This is a genomic window from Nonlabens dokdonensis DSW-6 (genome assembly GCF_000332115.1).
Lineage (GTDB): Bacteria > Bacteroidota > Bacteroidia > Flavobacteriales > Flavobacteriaceae > Nonlabens > Nonlabens dokdonensis.
Genome location: NC_020156.1, coordinates 2,229,637 through 2,247,176, shown reverse-complemented (window position 1 = coordinate 2,247,176; position 17,540 = coordinate 2,229,637). Strand labels below are relative to the sequence as shown.

18 protein-coding genes and 4 tRNA genes are annotated in these 17,540 nt (G+C 35.2%); 4 read left to right on the top strand and 18 right to left on the bottom strand.

Going from position 1 to position 17,540, the window contains the following annotated elements; all coding sequences use genetic code 11:
- Position 1: 1 nt before the first annotated feature.
- From DDD_RS09870 to DDD_RS09785, 18 genes are all read right to left on the bottom strand, one after another.
- Positions 2–73, bottom strand: a tRNA-Thr gene (locus tag DDD_RS09870).
- A 64-nt stretch (positions 74–137) separates the two neighbouring features.
- A tRNA-Gly gene (locus DDD_RS09865) sits at positions 138–210 on the bottom strand.
- 66 nt (positions 211–276) lie between these two features.
- Positions 277–357, bottom strand: a tRNA-Tyr gene (locus tag DDD_RS09860).
- A gap of 31 nt (positions 358–388) precedes the next feature.
- Positions 389–462 (bottom strand) — tRNA-Thr (locus DDD_RS09855).
- A 97-nt stretch (positions 463–559) separates the two neighbouring features.
- Positions 560–859, bottom strand: coding sequence for a ribosome hibernation-promoting factor, HPF/YfiA family (hpf, locus tag DDD_RS09850; protein WP_015362695.1), 300 nt, complete (start codon positions 857–859; stop codon positions 560–562).
- A gap of 20 nt (positions 860–879) precedes the next feature.
- Positions 880–1,764, bottom strand: a complete 885-nt coding sequence (locus tag DDD_RS09845; RefSeq protein ID WP_015362694.1) for a tyrosine-type recombinase/integrase — start codon at positions 1,762–1,764, stop codon at positions 880–882.
- A gap of 67 nt (positions 1,765–1,831) precedes the next feature.
- Complete coding sequence (gene rpsU, locus DDD_RS09840; RefSeq protein ID WP_015362693.1) at positions 1,832–2,026, bottom strand: 30S ribosomal protein S21; 195 nt, start codon at positions 2,024–2,026, stop codon at positions 1,832–1,834.
- 118 nt (positions 2,027–2,144) lie between these two features.
- On the bottom strand, positions 2,145–3,314 hold the full coding sequence (locus DDD_RS09835) for an acyl-CoA dehydrogenase family protein (protein ID WP_015362692.1): 1,170 nt from the start codon (positions 3,312–3,314) through the stop codon (positions 2,145–2,147).
- Positions 3,315–3,393: 79 nt separating this feature from the next.
- Positions 3,394–4,257 carry a ComEA family DNA-binding protein gene (locus DDD_RS09830; protein WP_041567081.1) on the bottom strand — a complete coding sequence of 288 codons (864 nt, stop codon included), beginning with the start codon at positions 4,255–4,257 and terminating at the stop codon, positions 3,394–3,396.
- A 9-nt stretch (positions 4,258–4,266) separates the two neighbouring features.
- Positions 4,267–5,967 carry an alanine/glycine:cation symporter family protein gene (locus DDD_RS09825; RefSeq protein ID WP_015362690.1) on the bottom strand — a complete coding sequence of 567 codons (1,701 nt, stop codon included), beginning with the start codon at positions 5,965–5,967 and terminating at the stop codon, positions 4,267–4,269.
- Positions 5,968–6,041: 74 nt separating this feature from the next.
- On the bottom strand, positions 6,042–7,010 hold the full coding sequence (locus tag DDD_RS09820) for a potassium channel family protein (protein ID WP_052329263.1): 969 nt from the start codon (positions 7,008–7,010) through the stop codon (positions 6,042–6,044).
- A 51-nt stretch (positions 7,011–7,061) separates the two neighbouring features.
- Positions 7,062–7,289: a hypothetical protein gene (locus tag DDD_RS09815; RefSeq protein ID WP_015362687.1), complete on the bottom strand. Its 228-nt coding sequence runs from the start codon at positions 7,287–7,289 to the stop codon at positions 7,062–7,064.
- Between the two features lie 65 nt (positions 7,290–7,354).
- Positions 7,355–8,623 (bottom strand): DUF2851 family protein, encoded by a 1,269-nt coding sequence (locus tag DDD_RS09810; RefSeq protein WP_015362686.1) that lies wholly within the window; start codon positions 8,621–8,623, stop codon positions 7,355–7,357.
- A 234-nt stretch (positions 8,624–8,857) separates the two neighbouring features.
- The gene (locus DDD_RS09805; RefSeq protein WP_015362685.1) at positions 8,858–9,874 is read right to left on the bottom strand and encodes a PLP-dependent cysteine synthase family protein; all 1,017 of its coding nucleotides are present in this window, start codon (positions 9,872–9,874) and stop codon (positions 8,858–8,860) included.
- Between the two features lie 164 nt (positions 9,875–10,038).
- Positions 10,039–11,598 carry a leucine-rich repeat domain-containing protein gene (locus DDD_RS09800; RefSeq protein ID WP_015362683.1) on the bottom strand — a complete coding sequence of 520 codons (1,560 nt, stop codon included), beginning with the start codon at positions 11,596–11,598 and terminating at the stop codon, positions 10,039–10,041.
- A 69-nt stretch (positions 11,599–11,667) separates the two neighbouring features.
- On the bottom strand, positions 11,668–12,750 hold the full coding sequence (locus tag DDD_RS09795; protein WP_015362682.1) for an amidohydrolase family protein: 1,083 nt from the start codon (positions 12,748–12,750) through the stop codon (positions 11,668–11,670).
- Between the two features lie 112 nt (positions 12,751–12,862).
- Positions 12,863–13,294 (bottom strand): hypothetical protein, encoded by a 432-nt coding sequence (locus DDD_RS09790; RefSeq protein WP_015362681.1) that lies wholly within the window; start codon positions 13,292–13,294, stop codon positions 12,863–12,865.
- A 40-nt stretch (positions 13,295–13,334) separates the two neighbouring features.
- A complete protein-coding gene (locus DDD_RS09785) occupies positions 13,335–14,120 on the bottom strand; it encodes an SDR family oxidoreductase (RefSeq protein ID WP_015362680.1) in 786 nt (261 codons plus the stop codon).
- A 700-nt stretch (positions 14,121–14,820) separates the two neighbouring features.
- Between DDD_RS09785 and map the strand changes: the two genes are divergently transcribed.
- From map to tnpA, 4 genes are all read left to right on the top strand, one after another.
- On the top strand, positions 14,821–15,630 hold the full coding sequence (gene map, locus DDD_RS09780; RefSeq protein WP_015362679.1) for a type I methionyl aminopeptidase: 810 nt from the start codon (positions 14,821–14,823) through the stop codon (positions 15,628–15,630).
- Positions 15,631–15,642: 12 nt separating this feature from the next.
- Complete coding sequence (locus DDD_RS09775) at positions 15,643–16,074, top strand: WapI family immunity protein (RefSeq protein WP_041567079.1); 432 nt, start codon at positions 15,643–15,645, stop codon at positions 16,072–16,074.
- Positions 16,075–16,171: 97 nt separating this feature from the next.
- Positions 16,172–16,936, top strand: a complete 765-nt coding sequence (locus tag DDD_RS09770) for a class I SAM-dependent methyltransferase (RefSeq protein WP_015362678.1) — start codon at positions 16,172–16,174, stop codon at positions 16,934–16,936.
- Positions 16,937–17,074: 138 nt separating this feature from the next.
- A complete protein-coding gene (gene tnpA / locus DDD_RS09765) occupies positions 17,075–17,500 on the top strand; it encodes an IS200/IS605 family transposase (RefSeq protein ID WP_015362677.1) in 426 nt (141 codons plus the stop codon).
- The last annotated feature ends 40 nt before the right edge of the window (positions 17,501–17,540 follow it).

The window sequence follows — 17,540 nt, the reverse complement described above, 5'->3', positions numbered from 1 at the left end:
GAGCCAATGACGAGATTTGAACTCGTGACCTCTTCCTTACCAAGGAAACGCTCTACCCCTGAGCTACACCGGCAAAACCCTTTTTAAAGGAAAGGACAACTTGACTTTAAACTCAATAAAAATAGAGTTTAATTTAGAGCGAGAGACCAGGTTCGAACTGGCGACATTCAGCTTGGAAGGCTGACGCTCTACCAACTGAGCTACTCTCGCATTTATTAGTTTTTAACAACTAAAAGGTAATCAATATTTCAAATTATCTTTTCAGATAATATTCTGTGGGGAGAGCAGGATTCGAACCTGCGAAGGTTTCCCAACGGAGTTACAGTCCGTCCTCGTTGGCCGCTTGAGTATCTCCCCAAAAGTCCATAAAGAACTTCCTATTTTAAAGAGCCGATGGAGGGACTCGAACCCACGACCTGCTGATTACAAATCAGCTGCTCTAGCCAGCTGAGCTACATCGGCAATCTTTAACTTTTTATTCAAAAAAAAGTCCGCTATTTCTAACGGACTGCAAATGTAAGCCTATTTTTTAATTGCACAAATATTTTTATTATTTTTTTTAGTGTGCTGATAATTTTTCTTTTCTTTTTTTCAGTTGACGCTCTAATGCTGCCGCACATTCATCGACACATTGCTCAAATGTCTTGCATGTTTTTTTAACCACCATATCATCTCCTGGTACAAAAAGTCGTATCTCAGTTATTTTATTTTCTGGTGCAGAAGTCTTTTGAACTTTCAAATACACATCTGCATTGATAATTTTATTATAGAATTGCTCTAATTTATCTAACCGTTTTTGAATGAAATCAATCAGCTTTGCATCTGCATCAAAATTCACTGCCTGTGTGTTTACTTTCATAATTTAATAGTTTAGGTTAATTATTTTTTTGATCTAGGATGAGCGTTACTATAAACACCTTTTAATACTGCCATACTAGAATGAGTATAAATCTGTGTAGAAGACAAGCTCGTATGTCCTAAAAGTTCTTTGACAGCATTAAGATCTGCTCCTTTATCTAATAAGTGCGTTGCAAACGTATGCCGCAAAACATGAGGACTGATCTTGACCTTTAAAGAAACTTTACTAAAATAAGTTTTTATAACTCGATAAACAAGGCTTGGATAAATTTTATCACCATTAGTGGTCAGAAATAAATTATCAATTGGACCATTAATCACATCTCGTCTCAATAACAAATATTGCTCCATGTGTTGCATCAATGTACTTACAAACGGCACAATTCTCTCTTTATTTCGTTTACCAATAACTTTAATAGTCTTGTTATTTAAATCAACATCGCTCTTACTCATATTAATCAATTCCTCTCTTCTTATTCCAGTTGCGTAAAAAAGTTCTATAATTAAAACATCTCTAGAATCTATAAAACTTGATTTATCATAAGGAGCATCCAGCAATTTTAAAACTTCTTCTGTAGAAAAAGGTATTTGCACCTTCTTAGCAACCTTAAGACTTTTATAGGCCGCCGCTGGATTTGATTTTATCACACCTACCTTCAATAAGAATTTGAAATACGATTTTACAGCTGCCATTTTACGATTAACAGATCGATTTGAGATTCCTTCTTCTAGTAATGAAGTTACCCATCCTCTTATTATACTAAAATTAACATCTTTTACAGAGGTGATCATTTCAAGTTCGAGGTAAGAATTAAAAAGATCTAAATCCTTTTTGTAAGCTATTATAGTGTGAGAGGAATAATTCTTCTCCAGTTCCAGATACTCTATGTATGATTCTAAGTCCATAAAAAAACCGCTAGTTGTAAATGTATAAATTTACAACTAGCGGTTAAATATTTTAGATAGAAATTATCTAGATGTTCTCTGCGTCACGCAATCCTTGAATGTAGGCTGCTTTAATGTTTTGAGCACGTTTTGCAACAGATGGTTTAGTAAACTGCTGTCTTCTACGTAGTTCACGCATCTTCCCTGTACGATCAAATTTTCTTTTGAAACGCTTTAGGGCTCTATCGATATTTTCTCCGTCTTTTACTGGTATTATTAACATAGTGTCATCACCTCCTTTCTTTGGGACGGCAAAAATACATTTTATTTTGCAATCTCAAAGTTTTATTTGTTTTAAAACAAGTTTTTGTTCTCGCTTTCGCGAAAGCGTAACCCATAAACTACTTAGCGGCTGGCTTATAGTCTTTACCATCGAGAGTCATTTTTGCAATGATTTCTCTCATGATCTCACTAGTTCCACCACCTATAGGACCTAAGCGGCTATCACGCCACATTCTCGCCAATGGATATTCTTCTATATAACCGTAACCTCCTAAATACTGGAGACACTTATATATAACTTCATCAGCAATTTTAGTGGTCACTAATTTTGACATACTTGCTTCTTTTACTGGATACAAACCTTTATCTAACTCTTCAGCAATGGCATAGTTAAAGCATTTTGCCATCTCTACCTCGCTCATCATATCTGCAAGATTATGACGCAATGCCTGATACTTATCAAGAGATTTACCAAAAGCTGTACGTTCTTTCATGTACCCAATGGTATATTCTAATGCATATTCTGCTCGGGCATGAGAATTTATACCCATAATCAATCGCTCTAAGGCAAAATGCTGCATGATGTAAGGAAAACCTTTGCCTTCTTCACCCATAAGATTCTCTGCAGGAATGCGTACGTTATCAAATCCTATCTCTCCTGTATCACTTGCTCTCCATCCCAATTTATTAAGCTTTGTGGCACTTATACCAGGCGTCTCACGATCCATTACAAAAATGGAAATACCGCGACCTTTAGCGTCCATGTCAGTCTTTGCAGCTATTACGAGATAATCGCTGTACACACCATTTGTAATAAAGGTTTTAGAACCGTTAATAATGTAATGGTCACCATCTTTTACAGCTGTAGTTCTCATTCCCGCGACATCACTACCACCGAATGGCTCAGTTATCCCTAAACAACCTATTTTCTCTCCTGTAAGTGTAGGAACAAGGTATTCTTGCTTAATACGTTCATCTCCTTCTTTAAGCAAATGTTGTGCTCCTAGAAAGGCTTGTACCCACATAGCTGCCGCAAAACCTCCAGAATTAATACGTTGCATTTCTTCAAGAAAGATAACGGTGTAGAAAAAGTCTAAGTCTAGACCACCGTAGGCTTCTGGGTAATACAATCCGAAGTAACCCATTTCTCCCATTTTCTGAAAGATTTCACGATCAATCTGTCCTGTTTCCTCCCATCTATCAATATGAGGAACAGCTTCTTTTTTCAAGAAATCTCTAAAACTTTGTCTGAAAGCGTCGTGCTCTTCGGTAAAATATTTTGAATACATAAAAAAGTATAAAGTAAATTATTAAAAAACATTTAAAAGCTCGTTTTAAATGCGATATTCTCAGTAAAAACTGATATTATTAATTTAACGTCAAATATAGCTGAATTAAGCCTAATTTTTCTTGTGGAAACCTAGATGTTAACAAGACTTTATCCCAACTTTTAAATCCGTCGCGCAAAGTTCTTTGTTCTATAAGTTTCTCGACTAGATAGTCGTCAAAATATGGAATAGATAACAACTCTTCTTCAGTGGCAGTATTAAGTGCTATTTTCTTAAAATTTAAAGGTGGTGAAACGTAAAAGTGTTTCTTTAATTGAATCATCGTAGAATCTGTCAAGCCGTAGACTCCTCTAACTTGGGAAATATCAATGAACCCTTTGAGAAGTTGCCTTTCTTTTACAATTCGACCAGAAAGCGCTGGTCCGATACCATAAACTTTTTTAAGCTCATCTTGACTCGCTGTATTAATATCTTTTGCAACAACTTTTCGATCTTTAAAAGACGTGTAATTACTCGTATATGACTTCTTAGGATTAGTCACCCATTCTGGAAATTTAAAATAAGGAGATATGCTATCCAGCCACCGGTCATTAACCTGAGTTATACGTTGAAAGTCTTTTTTGGAGTTTATCCATTTTCCGCTTTCGCGAAAGCGGTGCAATCGATCGATCTCTTCCACACTCAATCCCAATTTATATCCTCTATAATCTGTAATATAGTTAGGGTTAAAAGGATAAATCGTGTCTTTTCTTCTTTGCTGAATTGTTGCTAGTGAATCTAATTTGTTTTGATAAGCTGAAGAATCCTCAATAACTAAGGGTTCTTTAGGCATATTTTTCAAGTAGATATACCCTGAAAAAACGATAATTAAAAGTATCATCAATACAAAAATCCCTCTTTGCTGTTTTTTATCAAATGCAAAGAGGGATCTTATGATACTCATATTATTAAATTAATCGATCGCTTGTCTTTTTAATTTTATTGCCTCTATATACTTAGACATCTCTTTTTTAACTTTAGGAGCAAGAAGAACAATACCTATCATGTTAGGCACCATCATAGAAAAGATCATCGCATCTGAGAAACCTATAACGTTTCCTAGACTCGCAGCCGATCCTACTACAACAAAAATACAGAACAAGATTTTGTAAGTATATTCAGTCCTGCTAGTTCTACCGAATAGGTAAGCCCAAGCTTGGTAACCGTAGTAAGACCAGGAGATCATTGTTGAGAAGGCAAAAAGAACAACAGCTAAGGTCAGTACATATGGGAACCAACTTATAACTGAAGCAAAAGCATCAGAAGTTAAAAGAATTGCATCAGCGTCAGCAAGACCTGCATTTTCTGGATTTACGTTACCAGTAATAATTAACACTACAGCAGTCATTGTACAAACTACAACAGTATCTATAAATGGCTCTAATAATGCTACTAACCCTTCACTTGCAGGGTATTTTGTACGTACAGCAGAGTGAGCAATTGATGCAGATCCTACTCCAGCTTCATTTGAGAATGCAGCTCTTCTAAATCCTTGAACTAAAACTCCTATGGCACCACCAGCAACTCCTTCTGGACTGAAAGCTCCATCAATGATTTGCATAAATGCATCTCCTATCATGTCATATCTAGCAATAATCACCCAGATCGCAGCTCCTACATAAGTTACTACCATAAAAGGTACAATTTTATCAGTCACTTTTGCAATTGATTTGATTCCTCCTATGATAACAATTCCGACAAATATTGCCATTAACAGACCAAATACCCAACGGTAACCATACATGAATGATTCTGTTCCTCCAGTGATGTTTTCTACCATTTGAGCAGCTTGATTTGCTTGAAACATATTTCCTCCACCGAAGGAACCACCGATACACATAATTGCAAATAAAACAGCAAGGACTTTACCTAAACTTGCAAGTCCCATTGATTTTAAACCTTTAGTAAGATAATACATTGGCCCACCGTAAATAGTACCGTCAGGACCTACGTCACGATATTTGACACCGAGTGTACACTCTACAAACTTAGAAGCCATACCTAAGAACCCAGCAACAATCATCCAAAATGTAGCACCAGCTCCACCAACTGAAACTGCGATTGCTACTCCAGCAATGTTTCCTAAACCTACGGTTGCAGATAAAGCAGCCGTTAAGGCCTGAAAGTGTGTTACCTCTCCATCAGAACTTTCGTCCCTGATCGTATCTTTAATATCTCCATCAATAGTGATTTCATCACTAACCTCGTCGATATGTTCCTCAAGATTATCGACCTTATTAATGTCAACACCATTTGCTATTCCATCTTCACCATAAAGCATCTCTGCTCCATGTTTTTCAATATCTTCATATTTACCTTGTACCACTTTAATAGCACGCCATATCCCAGTAAAATTGATAAACTTGAAATAGATGGTAAAGAATAAAGCACCTAGAATTAAGGGAAATAAAACCCAGTAAATTTTAATCTCATCTGTAAATGGTATCTGGTAAAACACGGCGTTTACGTAATCACCTGTTGCCCAACCAAAGGCGTCATCGATTTTTTCATCAATTCCTTTTTCTGCAGCTTCTGTTGTTGCTTCCTGAGCAAAGCCAATAACGGGCAGTAAAAACGATGCTATAGATAACATCACTTTATTATTACGATTCATATGAATAAATATTAATTTTATGGTTAAGCCAGCAAGATGCACAAAAATATCGCTTTTTGAAAGTTTTGAGAGTACTATGTTACCTCATTGTTAATTCTATAAACTTTTTGAAGTTTTGCGATTTGATTAGAATTCCCAACGACAATGATTTTAGAACCAGGCACCAGTGGTAATGTAGGGTCTGGATTAACGGTATAATTGCCATCTGGAGCTTTATAACCTATAATAGTACAGCCTGTTTCTTTTCTTAAATTCAAGTTGATAATGGTGCAATCCCTTTCTTCATCAAACATTTGCTCAAATGAAATTTGCTCGAGGTTCACACCTTCATTACCTCCGTAGCTTAAATTATCCCAAAACTCTATTAAGTCAGGGCTTACAATTAGAGAAGCCATGTGCTGTCCGCCAATCGTATCTGGAAGTATCACATTATCTGCACCGGCAAATTTTAATTTTTTATAAGAATTCTCTTCACTTGCTCGAGAAATTATTTTCAAATTTTTATTAAGCTGTCTAGCACTCAAAACAATAAACAAATTATCAGCATCTTCAGGCAACGCAGTTATAAGAGTTGATGCTCTTTCGATGCCTGCACTTAGCAAAACGTCGTCTTCATTAGCATTTCCACGATAGAAATTTTCTTCATCCAGCGGTGCATCATCTATAACCTGTTGGTCTTTTTCTATGATAATAAAATCTCTTTTATAATCTTGTAGTTTTTGAACGGCTTGTTTACCGTTACGACCATATCCACAAACGATAATATGATTTTCCATAGACTCTAAATGTTTAATTTTTCGCTTTTTTCTTAAATCTGCCAGACTATTGCGCGATAATAAATACTCCGTAATTGCAGATACTGCATAACCCACAACTATAACACTGATCAAAATAAAGAAAACCGTAAATAGCTTTGCTTGTGGAGAAGGCTCTCCTATTTCTCTGTAACCTACCGTAGTGATAGTTATCACCGTCATGTATAAAGAGTCTACCCAAGACAAATCCATGGTAAACTTGAACCCTAACACACCTACTAGGAGCATCACAAATAATAGAGAAAATGCTATTTTAAGTTTACTGCGCACAAGATTTGTTTAAAGATCAAAAACGCTACTGCGCTTTGTATATATAAGATCCTTGATTTTGATCCAAAACGCCATTATTAAATACACGGCAAAACCAGCTCCCAAAGTGGCAAAAGTAAAGTAGATAAACGTTAACCTTACATTCCTAGCTTTCATACCTAATTTTTCGGCAACGCGAGTAGATACGTAAAAACCGTATTTCTCCATAAGCGTGCGTAAATATGTAACTATTCCCATAATGTAAATTTAAGCCAAAGCTCTCAAAAATAACAGGACTTGATCAATAGTTTAAAACTTAGATACTAATTACGTAAAAGAGCAACGCCTACATCACAATTTAAGCAACAATTCTTATCACAATAATTGGGTTTTAATTGCAATAATGACTGGGTTTGCAGAGCGTTCTCCACCTTGAAGAGTTTTTTAAAACCTGAAACAACCGTATTCTTCTCTGGTTTCAATTCGTACATGAGCTCCATTAATTCTTCAGTTTTATCCTTACCTACAAATTGCGCATGCATGAATTTTATAGGCACGATGCAATTGATAATCAGTAAATCAATAAAATCTGAGGAGAGTGTTTTCTCCCTTTCTTCCGTTTTTTTATCAAATACATGATGCGTAACCCAGTATTTCGCAGCTTTGACCTCAAACAGCTTATGAATTTCTTTCCTGCTTTTAGCCAATAAAACCTCACCAAAAAGCATTGGATTCTTTTGATATAATCTTGATAGTTGTGAAATCCGTATCGTAGGATAATTAGCCGGTCGCAGCCTAAAAAACTTCATAGATGTAAGTGAAGGTTGTAGGTTGTATTTCGCTTTCGCGAAAGCGAACTCATTAACCAACTCTTTATAATAAGGATCTTTTCTCTCAACATTCAACAATCCACACTGACCTAATAAAACAGATTCTAATTGAAAAGCATCTTTGGCAAGCTTGCGTATCACAGCTTGATCCATACTGCTAGCAAGCTGTTCAAAAGCATCGGCATTTGTTTTTGTTCCAAAACTTCTGGCTAGCAACTGAAAAAAAGTCGCTTCCCAGTCGTTGTTATTTTGCTCAAGTATGTGCTTAATGCGATCTGATTTATATTCTAGTCGTTCAAAGAAAAGCTTCTCTAACCATTGATCTCTTTTAAAATCATCTACACTAGAAAATTGATTCTCGCAGTTTATGAATTGGTCATTTTTTACAGCAAATAACTTGCGATAGGATTGTACTAAATGTTCATCAACATATTTTGAAACTTCTAAAACAGGAATATTAACTCCATCTCTGCGAGTAATCTCGGCATCATGCATCCAGACGACATGTAAAATAACGTTATCATAAGCAGGATCATCATCATGGCCGTGCAGGTACCAGTCGCTCGCTTTGACATGCATTTCTATATTTCCTGCCCAATCCTGACCGTCTATCTCTACACGACCGTTAAAAAAGTCTGGTCCCGAAAAGAAATTGTGCGTTCCTAAAGACTTTATCTTAATCTCTTTTCCTTCTGTTGTCAGGAGTTCTTGACCGCTCAACTGCTTGAACTTCCAGAGGTAATGAATAAAATCTTCTTGCATAGATGAAATATAGCAAATATTTCAAATAATTTAAATAATTTAAACGAGTTACAAGCAAGTATGCTGCGATAGAAACCAACTTCTTTCCCAAAGGGCAGAATTAATTCTGCCCTTTGGGAAATGAAATACCTCAAAAACATAATGCTTTTGAGGTGTTTTTATGAATTAACTGTAGTTGCTATATTGCTTGAGATACTGAATAAATTTACTTCGTAAATTTTTCAGTATTACGGTTTACTTATCATCTGGATGGTAGGTGCCATCTTCTTTTAACCAGCCTTTTTCTAGCATCCAGTTATCGTTAAAAAATTTACCTACATAACGACTACCATGATCGTGATACAAAATAACTACCACGTCATCTTTAGTGAATCCTACTTCTTCATGAATCTGCTTTAGACCTTTGATCGCAGCTCCTGCGCTGTTACCTAGAAACATTCCTTCTTCTTTTGCAAGTCTTCTTGTATAAACAGCAGCGTCCTTATCGGTTACTTTAGTAAATCCATCAATAACTTCAAAACGAACGTTTAATGGTAAGATATCTTCACCTATTCCTTCCGTCACATAAGAATGGATTTCATTCTCATCAAAAATTCCAGTCTCATGGTATTTTTTAAAAACCGATCCATAAGTATCAATTCCCCAAATTTTGATATTTGGATTTTGCAATTTTAAAAAAGTTCCTACACCAGAAATTGTTCCACCAGTTCCTACTCCTACTACAAAATGCGTTATTTTTCCTTCAGTTTGTTTCCAGATTTCAGGACCTGTACTGTCGTAATGCGCTTTACAATTGGATGGATTATCATACTGGTTTACATACCAAGAATTGGGAATTTCCTCGCTCAAACGTTTACTCGTAGAATAATAAGATTGTGGATCATCTGGAGCAACATCTGTAGGGCATACATGCACCTCTGCACCTACTGCTCTAAGAATATCCATTTTCTCATTAGACTGCTTATCACTTAATACACAAATCAATTTGTAACCTTTCATAATGGCAGCGAGAGCAAGTCCCATTCCTGTATTACCACTTGTTCCTTCAATGATGGTACCACCAGGTTTAAGGCGTCCATCAGCTTCGGCATCTTCTACCATTTTTAATCCCATTCTATCTTTAACAGAATTTCCTGGGTTAAAAGTCTCGTATTTAGCAAGTACTAATGCTGGAATATCTTCTACTAACTTGTTCATTTTAACAAGTGGCGTATTTCCTATAGTACCTAATATATTTTCTGCGTAATCCATGTAATGTATTTGTTTTGCAAAAATAGGATTTTAGAAATGTCTAAATGGGAAATAAGTGTGAATCTCTACAGTAAATATGAATTTGTGATAGATGTTTTTAAAAAATCCGCTTTCGCGAAAGCGAAAAATAAATAGATTATCTATTATCACTTATAAAATCAGAATTATTTCCAAAATTCCCACCACCTTGTCTCAGGCTTATCATCGCTTTTAAAATCAGACAAATTTGATTGAGATTGAGCTCTATTAAATTCCTGATACTTTAAATTCTCTTGCTTTTGCCTTTCTCTTCTCTCTATGTTTAATTTATTCTTTTCCTCCCTAAGTTCTCTAATAAGTTTATCTTTTGTAAAAGAAAGCTCTTTTTCAATATCAGAATTTATTTTTCTATTGTTGAATCTAATAATGCGCTCTAAGGCGTTAATACTAAATTGATTTCCAACTAAAAAAATAAAGTTGAGAGAATGCCATTTATCAATTATGGTTTCAGGAAATTTGGACAATTTATTATACCTTAAATCTAGTCGTTCCAACTTCTTAAGTTCATAAATAGATTCATTAATTTCACTTAAATTGTTATTCATCAAATTAAGCGTTTTTAATCTATTTAATAATAAAATAGAAACGCTTAAATCATAAAGTTGATTTCCCGATAAATCAAGATGCTCAAGTTTTTCTAGCTGTGAAATATGGTCAGGTATTGAATTTAATTCGTTATTACTTAGGTTAAGTGATCTTAAGTTTTTTAACAAACCTATTTCTTCTGGAACAAGTTTTATTTGATTGTTATTAATAGAAAGATTCTCTAACTTTAGTAACTTAAATATTTGAGGTGGTATAATTCCTAAATTATTAACCCAAAATTCCAAAGAAATAAGGTTTTCTAAAAGATGTAAAGAGTCAGGGATATTTTGAATATTTTGACCGCTTAAGTAAAGTTCTTTAATTTCTTTCAAAACTACTATTTTCTCCTTAGAAGTTAAATCCACATGACTATTTCTATAACCATAAATCATTTGATGTTTTGCCAACCAATCAAATAATCGGTCATATTCCTCGCTATTACTAACTTGAATAAGTTCACTTGCTGTGGATAATCGTTTTCTTCTTTTATCTAATTGTTCTAAGTTATGACCTTTTAAAAAACTATTAGTTAACAAGTCATGATCCTCACGACTTCCCCAACTTGGATGATATCCGTAATCCCAAGCACCTACATGTAGTAGTTTTTTTTCATGGAACGAAACCCCAATACCATGTTCTACATCCCATGGACATTCACCTGTAAAACCTATATAAGCAATTCCATTTTCATTAGACGAACTTATATTTATACCAGTTATTGATAAAAAATTTATAAAATCTTGTGCTTTTTCAACTGCTGGAAAACCATTTTTGCTTTTGCTTGTATGTTTTTTTCCGTTAAAGGTATATTCGTAGTCAATTTCTCTATATACTCCATAAAACTCCATAAAATACTCTTCATCTTGCTTGAGATATGCAACTAAATTTTCAAGCATTTGATTAGAATGAGTCAATAGATAATCATGTGCAGCTATTTGAGCTTCATTAGGTTGTGTATCTTCATCCGTAAATTGAAAATTAAGTTGAATAGTTCGGACTTTTTCGCTACTGTCTTGGTATAGAAACGCAGGAAATAATTTATTAAAAGTTGTGTAGTATCCAAGCTCTTCTGATTCTGTAAGTTCAAATTTTTGTTCCATAATCTTAACAGTTTATTTCATATAATCACTAAAGTAGCTTCTCAAAACACGAAGACACAATTCAAGAACCTAAGCTCTCAAACGCTCATAAAAAACCTTTTTAGCAGCTTCATCACTACCAAAAAGCCATCGCACCACATGCTCGTCCCACATATCGTCTGCTTGATCTGGTGTAATAATGTTGCGCTCCATGGCGAGATCAATAATTTTACCAGGATAAGAACTTTGTTTTTCACTATCCATTTCTCCAAGCGGATATGGATCGTCCAGACCGACAAGAACCTGTTTGGCTCCTTGATTCTCTACTAATAACTTTAAAGAACCAGTATCATGAACCAGCGTATCAAAGAAAATATTAGGATGACCTACTGATTTTCTTGGGTGTGTTTTACCTTCAAATAAATCTGGTCTACCGTCAAAACCTTGAATTCTACGTCCCAGATTCATTTGAGCGAGTTGACCTCCATGCGCAAAACATATACGCATGCCAGGATATTTAAAAGCATAACCGTTTAAAGTCAAAAAATGATAGGCATCTGCACATTGTGCGAGCATCCAAATCAAATGAAAACGCCAAGAGGTATTTTGTAGTTTTATAAATTTTTCTCCATCATAAGGATGAATTTCTATAGCAAGATTGAGCTCGCTGGCGAGTTCAAAAATCGGTTCATTTTCTTCATCAAAAATACATCGCCACTGCCCGATGGTATCCATATAATGCGTAGGCAGACAAAGCAACTTCATCCCTAAAACTTTTACACAACGCTCTATTTCCCACAATGCACCGCGCACGTAACCTGGATGCACCACAAAACCACTCGTGAATTTTGAAGGATGATCGTGTTGTACTTTGGCATTAAAATCATTTTGGAAACGTAATGCTTGTTTCATTTCCTCCAGGCGCAAACCATTTCCATATAGCTGACTCAAATTAAGAATCACAGCATGGTCCAGTTTGTACTTATCCATCCACTCAAGTTTTTCATCTAGAAAGAAACTGGAATCAGTAACTGGACGTGACCAGTCTTTTTGCAGCATGTTCTTACGCTCTGGATCTACCCAAAAAATCCCTTTTTCTCTCATGAAATCAGGAATTTGCTCTGGATAAGGAAGTAAATGGGAATGACCGTTGATGCGTAGTTTTTTGTTCATTTTGGGGCTGTGTTAAGTCTGGAGTACAAAGTACAAAGATTTTGACTTAAAAAGCAGAATCTAGACTTTCGAATACTAGCAATAGGTTCAAGAACAATTTTTAAATTAGTCGTTATTTCTCTCTAATAAAATTAAATAATTGAAAAACAGTATTGATATCATTATCTATCAATACTCCTTCTTGATAAGTAAAACCTTCTATCTTCTTCTCAATAAGTTTCATCACTTCATCATCATCTTCGTTTACTGCATCTAGTTTTAAATCCTTATACAAATCATCATGAGGTAACATCATAATTTGAGCAATTGGAGAGTAAATTTTTACGGAATCTACCACGGCTGTTATGAAGTCCTTTTCAAAATCTAATTTCAAATAATAATCGTAAAAATCATCCCAAGAATCAGTAAGAAGTTTTCGTTGCTCCAGTTCTTTATCAATAGAAGCCTCAAATTTCTTATTGTTTCTTCTAGTCACAAAAAGAATTGGAACTATTATAAAAATTGCCAGAATTAAGGCGAGAACAAATATCAGAGGTGAGGCCATTTTTTATCTCTTTATGATATATCCAATTTAATTCTATGTCCTAAAGACTCTTCGTCCTTCCACCATCAACTGGCAAGTTAATACCATTAATGTAGCCAGCTTTATCGCTTGCTAAAAAAGTAATCGCATTTGCTACTTCTTCTGGTTGTGCAAATCTTCTTGCTGGCACGTAGCTTTTCATGATTTCGGCAGCTTGTTCTTCACTGTGACCAGCACGAGATGCTTTTCCAGAAATAATTTTATCTAATCGATCTGTTGCTGTGAATCCTGGCAAGATGTTATTTACTGTAATACCATGTGGTCCTAATTCGGTCGCTAGAGTTTTTGCCCAGCTTGCTACAGCGCCACGTATTACGTTAGAAACTCCTAAAAATTCGATAGGTGCTTTTACACTCGTGGAGATCACATTGATCACACGACCATAACCAGCTTCTTTCATTCCTGGCGCACAAGCTTTGATCAAAACTTGGTTGCATTTTACATGTTGTGTAAAAGCTTGTTCTAACGCATCTACCTCAGCATCGATGAGAAATCCTGGTGCAGGACCGCCCGTATTATTGATGATGATGTGTATAGGATTCGCTTTCGCGAAAGCGGAAACCACATCTTCCACTTCTCTAAAGTTAGAAAAATCGGCTACTAAATACGTATGATCATCGCGATGACTCGTGTCCAATTCACTAAGAACCTGTTGCAATTTATTAGGGTTGCGAGCGAGTAGTATCACTCGAGCACCTGCCTGAGCAAATTGTTTTGCAGTTTCCCTTCCTATTCCGGTACTGCTGCCACAAACGAGAGCAGTTTTGTCTTTTAAGTTGATATTCATATGGCTAATTTAAGGAAAATAGATATTTTATGAGGTATAAGAATCGAGAGTGTTGAACACGGAGATTTAAAAAATTAAGATTTCAGATTTTTCATTCATGCACAAGCCCCATTGTCCTGCGTACATTTCCCCAATGGAGAAAACCCATACAATTCATAACGTTCATTTTTTTTAAATCCACTAAGGTAATTGTTCGTCCCTCTTGTTGCACTCTTCAAATGCAAAAAAGGAAAGCTAAAACTACGAGCTAGAGCAACAAGATTATAAAACTCCTTAAAATACCGTTTTGCCTAGAGAAAATAAAAATTAAGTGTTAACCGTATTAATTAATTTTATCGAAATCTATCCTAATTCACTTAATAGGGTTACAAAATTGTGATGTGTGTCGATTTTTTAAAAAGGCATTGGAAAGCCTGTCGTAAAAAATGAAAAGAATGTAGCATAAAAAAGAAAAATTGTTGATTTCTCAGGGATATGATTTGAATATTATAAAAACAAATCAATGATAATGCATTTGAATTCTAAAGAGTTTTATTTTTCTTTAGCGCAAAGAATGAAATTTTTAGACAGGTGTTCCACAGCCTAGATCTTTTTGGTTACTTTTTGGAGCAATGCGAAAAAGTAACAAGATGCTTGATAAATAGAATATTGTTTGAATCAAGATTATCGGAATCATTACCTTTGCGACTTTCAACAAATTATGATTGTAACAAAAAATAAAGAAGAGCTAGAAATTATGCGTCGCGCAGCCTTAATGGTAAGTAAAACATTAGGAATGATTGCTGCCGAAATCAAGCCTGGTGTTACCACTTTACACCTTGACACACTAGCTGAAGAATATATAAGAGATAATGGTGCAATTCCTGGTTTTAAAGGGTTGTACGACTGTCCGAGTACATTATTAATCTCGCCTAATGAAGAAGTAGTCCATGGAATTCCAAAAGAAGTAGCTATTAAAGAAGGCGATGTGCTTTCCATAGATTGTGGTGCGATAGTAGATGGCTTTTACGGTGATCATGCGTATACCTTTACGGTAGGAGAAGTGCCTCAAGAAACTTTAGATCTTTTAGAGCGAACTAAAAACTCATTGTACATAGGAATTGAGCAATTTAGAGTTGGCAAACGTGTGGGCGATGTAGGACATGCGATACAGGAATATTGTGAATCATTTGGATACGGAGTTGTACGTGAATTAGTAGGTCATGGATTAGGCCGTGTAATGCATGAAGATCCACAAATGCCAAATTACGGTAAACGTGGGCGTGGGAAGAAGTTTGTGGAAGGAATGACGGTTGCGATAGAGCCTATGATCAATTTAGGGACTAAAAACATCAAGCACTATCCAGACGGCTGGACGATAAAAACCAGAGACATGAAACCTAGCGCGCATTTTGAGCACGATGTTGCTATAGTAGATGGTGAGCCTCGATTGTTAAGTACATTTGATTATATCTATGAAGTTTTAGGAATTACTTCAAATGAGGAAGATCCTTATCGATGGAAGGAGTAAAAGAAGTTAATAATGAATCATTCTATAGAATTCCCTGGTGAAAACGGCTATTTGAAGCTAGAAATTCTTGAAGTATACGGCTTTCCTAACTCAACATGCTTCGAAGGTGGATATAGCTGTAAAATGGAGATCGAAATCAAGTGTGATTGCTACTATTTAAAAAACACTTTTTATTCATCAACAGGAATAATATCCGAATTATATGATGAACTCAATAAATGCAATATAAATCTTAATGGTAAAGCAAATTTTTCATCTTGCGAATATGACGTCGAATTTGAAATAATTTATTCAAATGGAAAAATAGAAATAGTTGGCAAACATCAACAGCATTTGAATTCTGATACTTTTTTAAATTTTATAATATTTAGTGATCAATCTTATTTCAAATCAACTTTGAAAGAATTAGAAAAAATTATGATTTCCTACCCAACACCCAGATAATTTAAACTTAAAAAATGATCAAGACTATTCTGTAGTAATTCAAATAAATCTGATTGAATCAGATTCCGCATCAAGTGCGGAATGATCAACTATAATAATGAAGCGTATTTTCAAATTCTTCCTTAACCTCATCCCAAGACCTTGGCTCATTAGCGCAAGTTATTACGTGCGTCCTTTGATCGCATGGTGGTATCGAGGTGATCGATATGAAGACCCTATCGATGGGAAGACTTTTAAAAGCTTTTTACCTTATGGTTACGAAAATGTACGTAAAAATGTATTATCACCTTCTACACTTTCTTTAGAACGCCACAGATTGCTTTGGTTGTATTTGCAAAACGAGACCGATTTATTAACGCGACCACAAAAATTATTACACTTTGCACCAGAGCAATGTTTTTATAAACGCTTTCGCGAAAGCGAGACCATCAACTACACCACAACAGACCTCAACTCTCCACTAGCTGATGTTCCTGCAGATATTTGTGATTTACCGTTTACAGATAACGAGTTTGATTTTATTCTTTGTAATCATGTTTTAGAACATATTCCAGATGATTTTAAGGCGATGCAAGAAATCTACCGAGTTCTTAAGCCTGGCGGCACTGCAATCCTTCAAATTCCTTTAGAAAATAATCGCGAGGTGACTTTTGAAGACGATTCTATTACCGACCGTAAAGAACGAGCACGAATTTTTGGACAATACGATCATGTAAGAGTTTATGGAATGGATTACTTTGATAGACTGGCTCAAGTCGGCTTTGAAGTAAAGGCAATCGATTACACCAAGGATTTAGGTGCAAAACGAGTAGATCGCTATAGACTCGCAGCTGGAGAATTGATTCCTGTGGTTAAAAAGTAAACCTCATTTCTCAAATTAGTATCAGATACTAACAGCAAAAGTTTTCCCTTAAGGTAGAATTAATTCTACCCTTAGGAAAAACAAAAACCTGAGTATATTGTTCTCTTCACTTAAAGAAATAAAATGTAATTTTATTCTATGTCTAGAAATAATCTGCAGCTTTATATACATCTGTTTTTTGTGACTAAGTATCGAGATTACTTGATAACTGATCGAGTTGAGAGTAAGCTTCACCAGTTTTTATGGAATAAGTCTTTAGAACTAGGACTAACGCCACTAATGATTAATGGCATTCAAGATCACGTCCATTTACTTATCAAAATACCATCTACCATAACCGTTGCAGCGGTTGTTAAAAAATTAAAAGCGCCAAATTCTAGGTTTCTAAACGAACTTACTCAAAGTAACTACTTTGAATGGTCTCGAGGTTATGAGGCTTTTACGGTAAGTAAAATAGACATTAGCTTTATTGCAGAATATATCAGAAATCAGAAAATGCATCATAGCAACGGAACTGTAAATTCTGAATTAGAATTAAGTTCTCATTTACTTCCCAAAGGGTAGAATTAATTCTACCCTTTGGGAATAACACTGTTGCGCTTCA

Coding starts and splice junctions, on each gene's coding strand:
- hpf (WP_015362695.1), bottom strand. CDS start 859: ATGAAAGTAAACACACAGGCAGTGAATTTTGATGCAGATGCAAAGCTG.
- DDD_RS09845 (WP_015362694.1), bottom strand. CDS start 1,764: ATGGACTTAGAATCATACATAGAGTATCTGGAACTGGAGAAGAATTAT.
- rpsU (WP_015362693.1), bottom strand. CDS start 2,026: ATGTTAATAATACCAGTAAAAGACGGAGAAAATATCGATAGAGCCCTA.
- DDD_RS09835 (WP_015362692.1), bottom strand. CDS start 3,314: ATGTATTCAAAATATTTTACCGAAGAGCACGACGCTTTCAGACAAAGT.
- DDD_RS09830 (WP_041567081.1), bottom strand. CDS start 4,257: ATGAGTATCATAAGATCCCTCTTTGCATTTGATAAAAAACAGCAAAGA.
- DDD_RS09825 (WP_015362690.1), bottom strand. CDS start 5,967: ATGAATCGTAATAATAAAGTGATGTTATCTATAGCATCGTTTTTACTG.
- DDD_RS09820 (WP_052329263.1), bottom strand. CDS start 7,010: ATGCTCCTAGTAGGTGTGTTAGGGTTCAAGTTTACCATGGATTTGTCT.
- DDD_RS09815 (WP_015362687.1), bottom strand. CDS start 7,289: ATGGGAATAGTTACATATTTACGCACGCTTATGGAGAAATACGGTTTT.
- DDD_RS09810 (WP_015362686.1), bottom strand. CDS start 8,623: ATGCAAGAAGATTTTATTCATTACCTCTGGAAGTTCAAGCAGTTGAGC.
- DDD_RS09805 (WP_015362685.1), bottom strand. CDS start 9,874: ATGGATTACGCAGAAAATATATTAGGTACTATAGGAAATACGCCACTT.
- DDD_RS09800 (WP_015362683.1), bottom strand. CDS start 11,598: ATGGAACAAAAATTTGAACTTACAGAATCAGAAGAGCTTGGATACTAC.
- DDD_RS09795 (WP_015362682.1), bottom strand. CDS start 12,750: ATGAACAAAAAACTACGCATCAACGGTCATTCCCATTTACTTCCTTAT.
- DDD_RS09790 (WP_015362681.1), bottom strand. CDS start 13,294: ATGGCCTCACCTCTGATATTTGTTCTCGCCTTAATTCTGGCAATTTTT.
- DDD_RS09785 (WP_015362680.1), bottom strand. CDS start 14,120: ATGAATATCAACTTAAAAGACAAAACTGCTCTCGTTTGTGGCAGCAGT.
- map (WP_015362679.1), top strand. CDS start 14,821: ATGATTGTAACAAAAAATAAAGAAGAGCTAGAAATTATGCGTCGCGCA.
- DDD_RS09775 (WP_041567079.1), top strand. CDS start 15,643: ATGAATCATTCTATAGAATTCCCTGGTGAAAACGGCTATTTGAAGCTA.
- DDD_RS09770 (WP_015362678.1), top strand. CDS start 16,172: ATGAAGCGTATTTTCAAATTCTTCCTTAACCTCATCCCAAGACCTTGG.
- tnpA (WP_015362677.1), top strand. CDS start 17,075: ATGTCTAGAAATAATCTGCAGCTTTATATACATCTGTTTTTTGTGACT.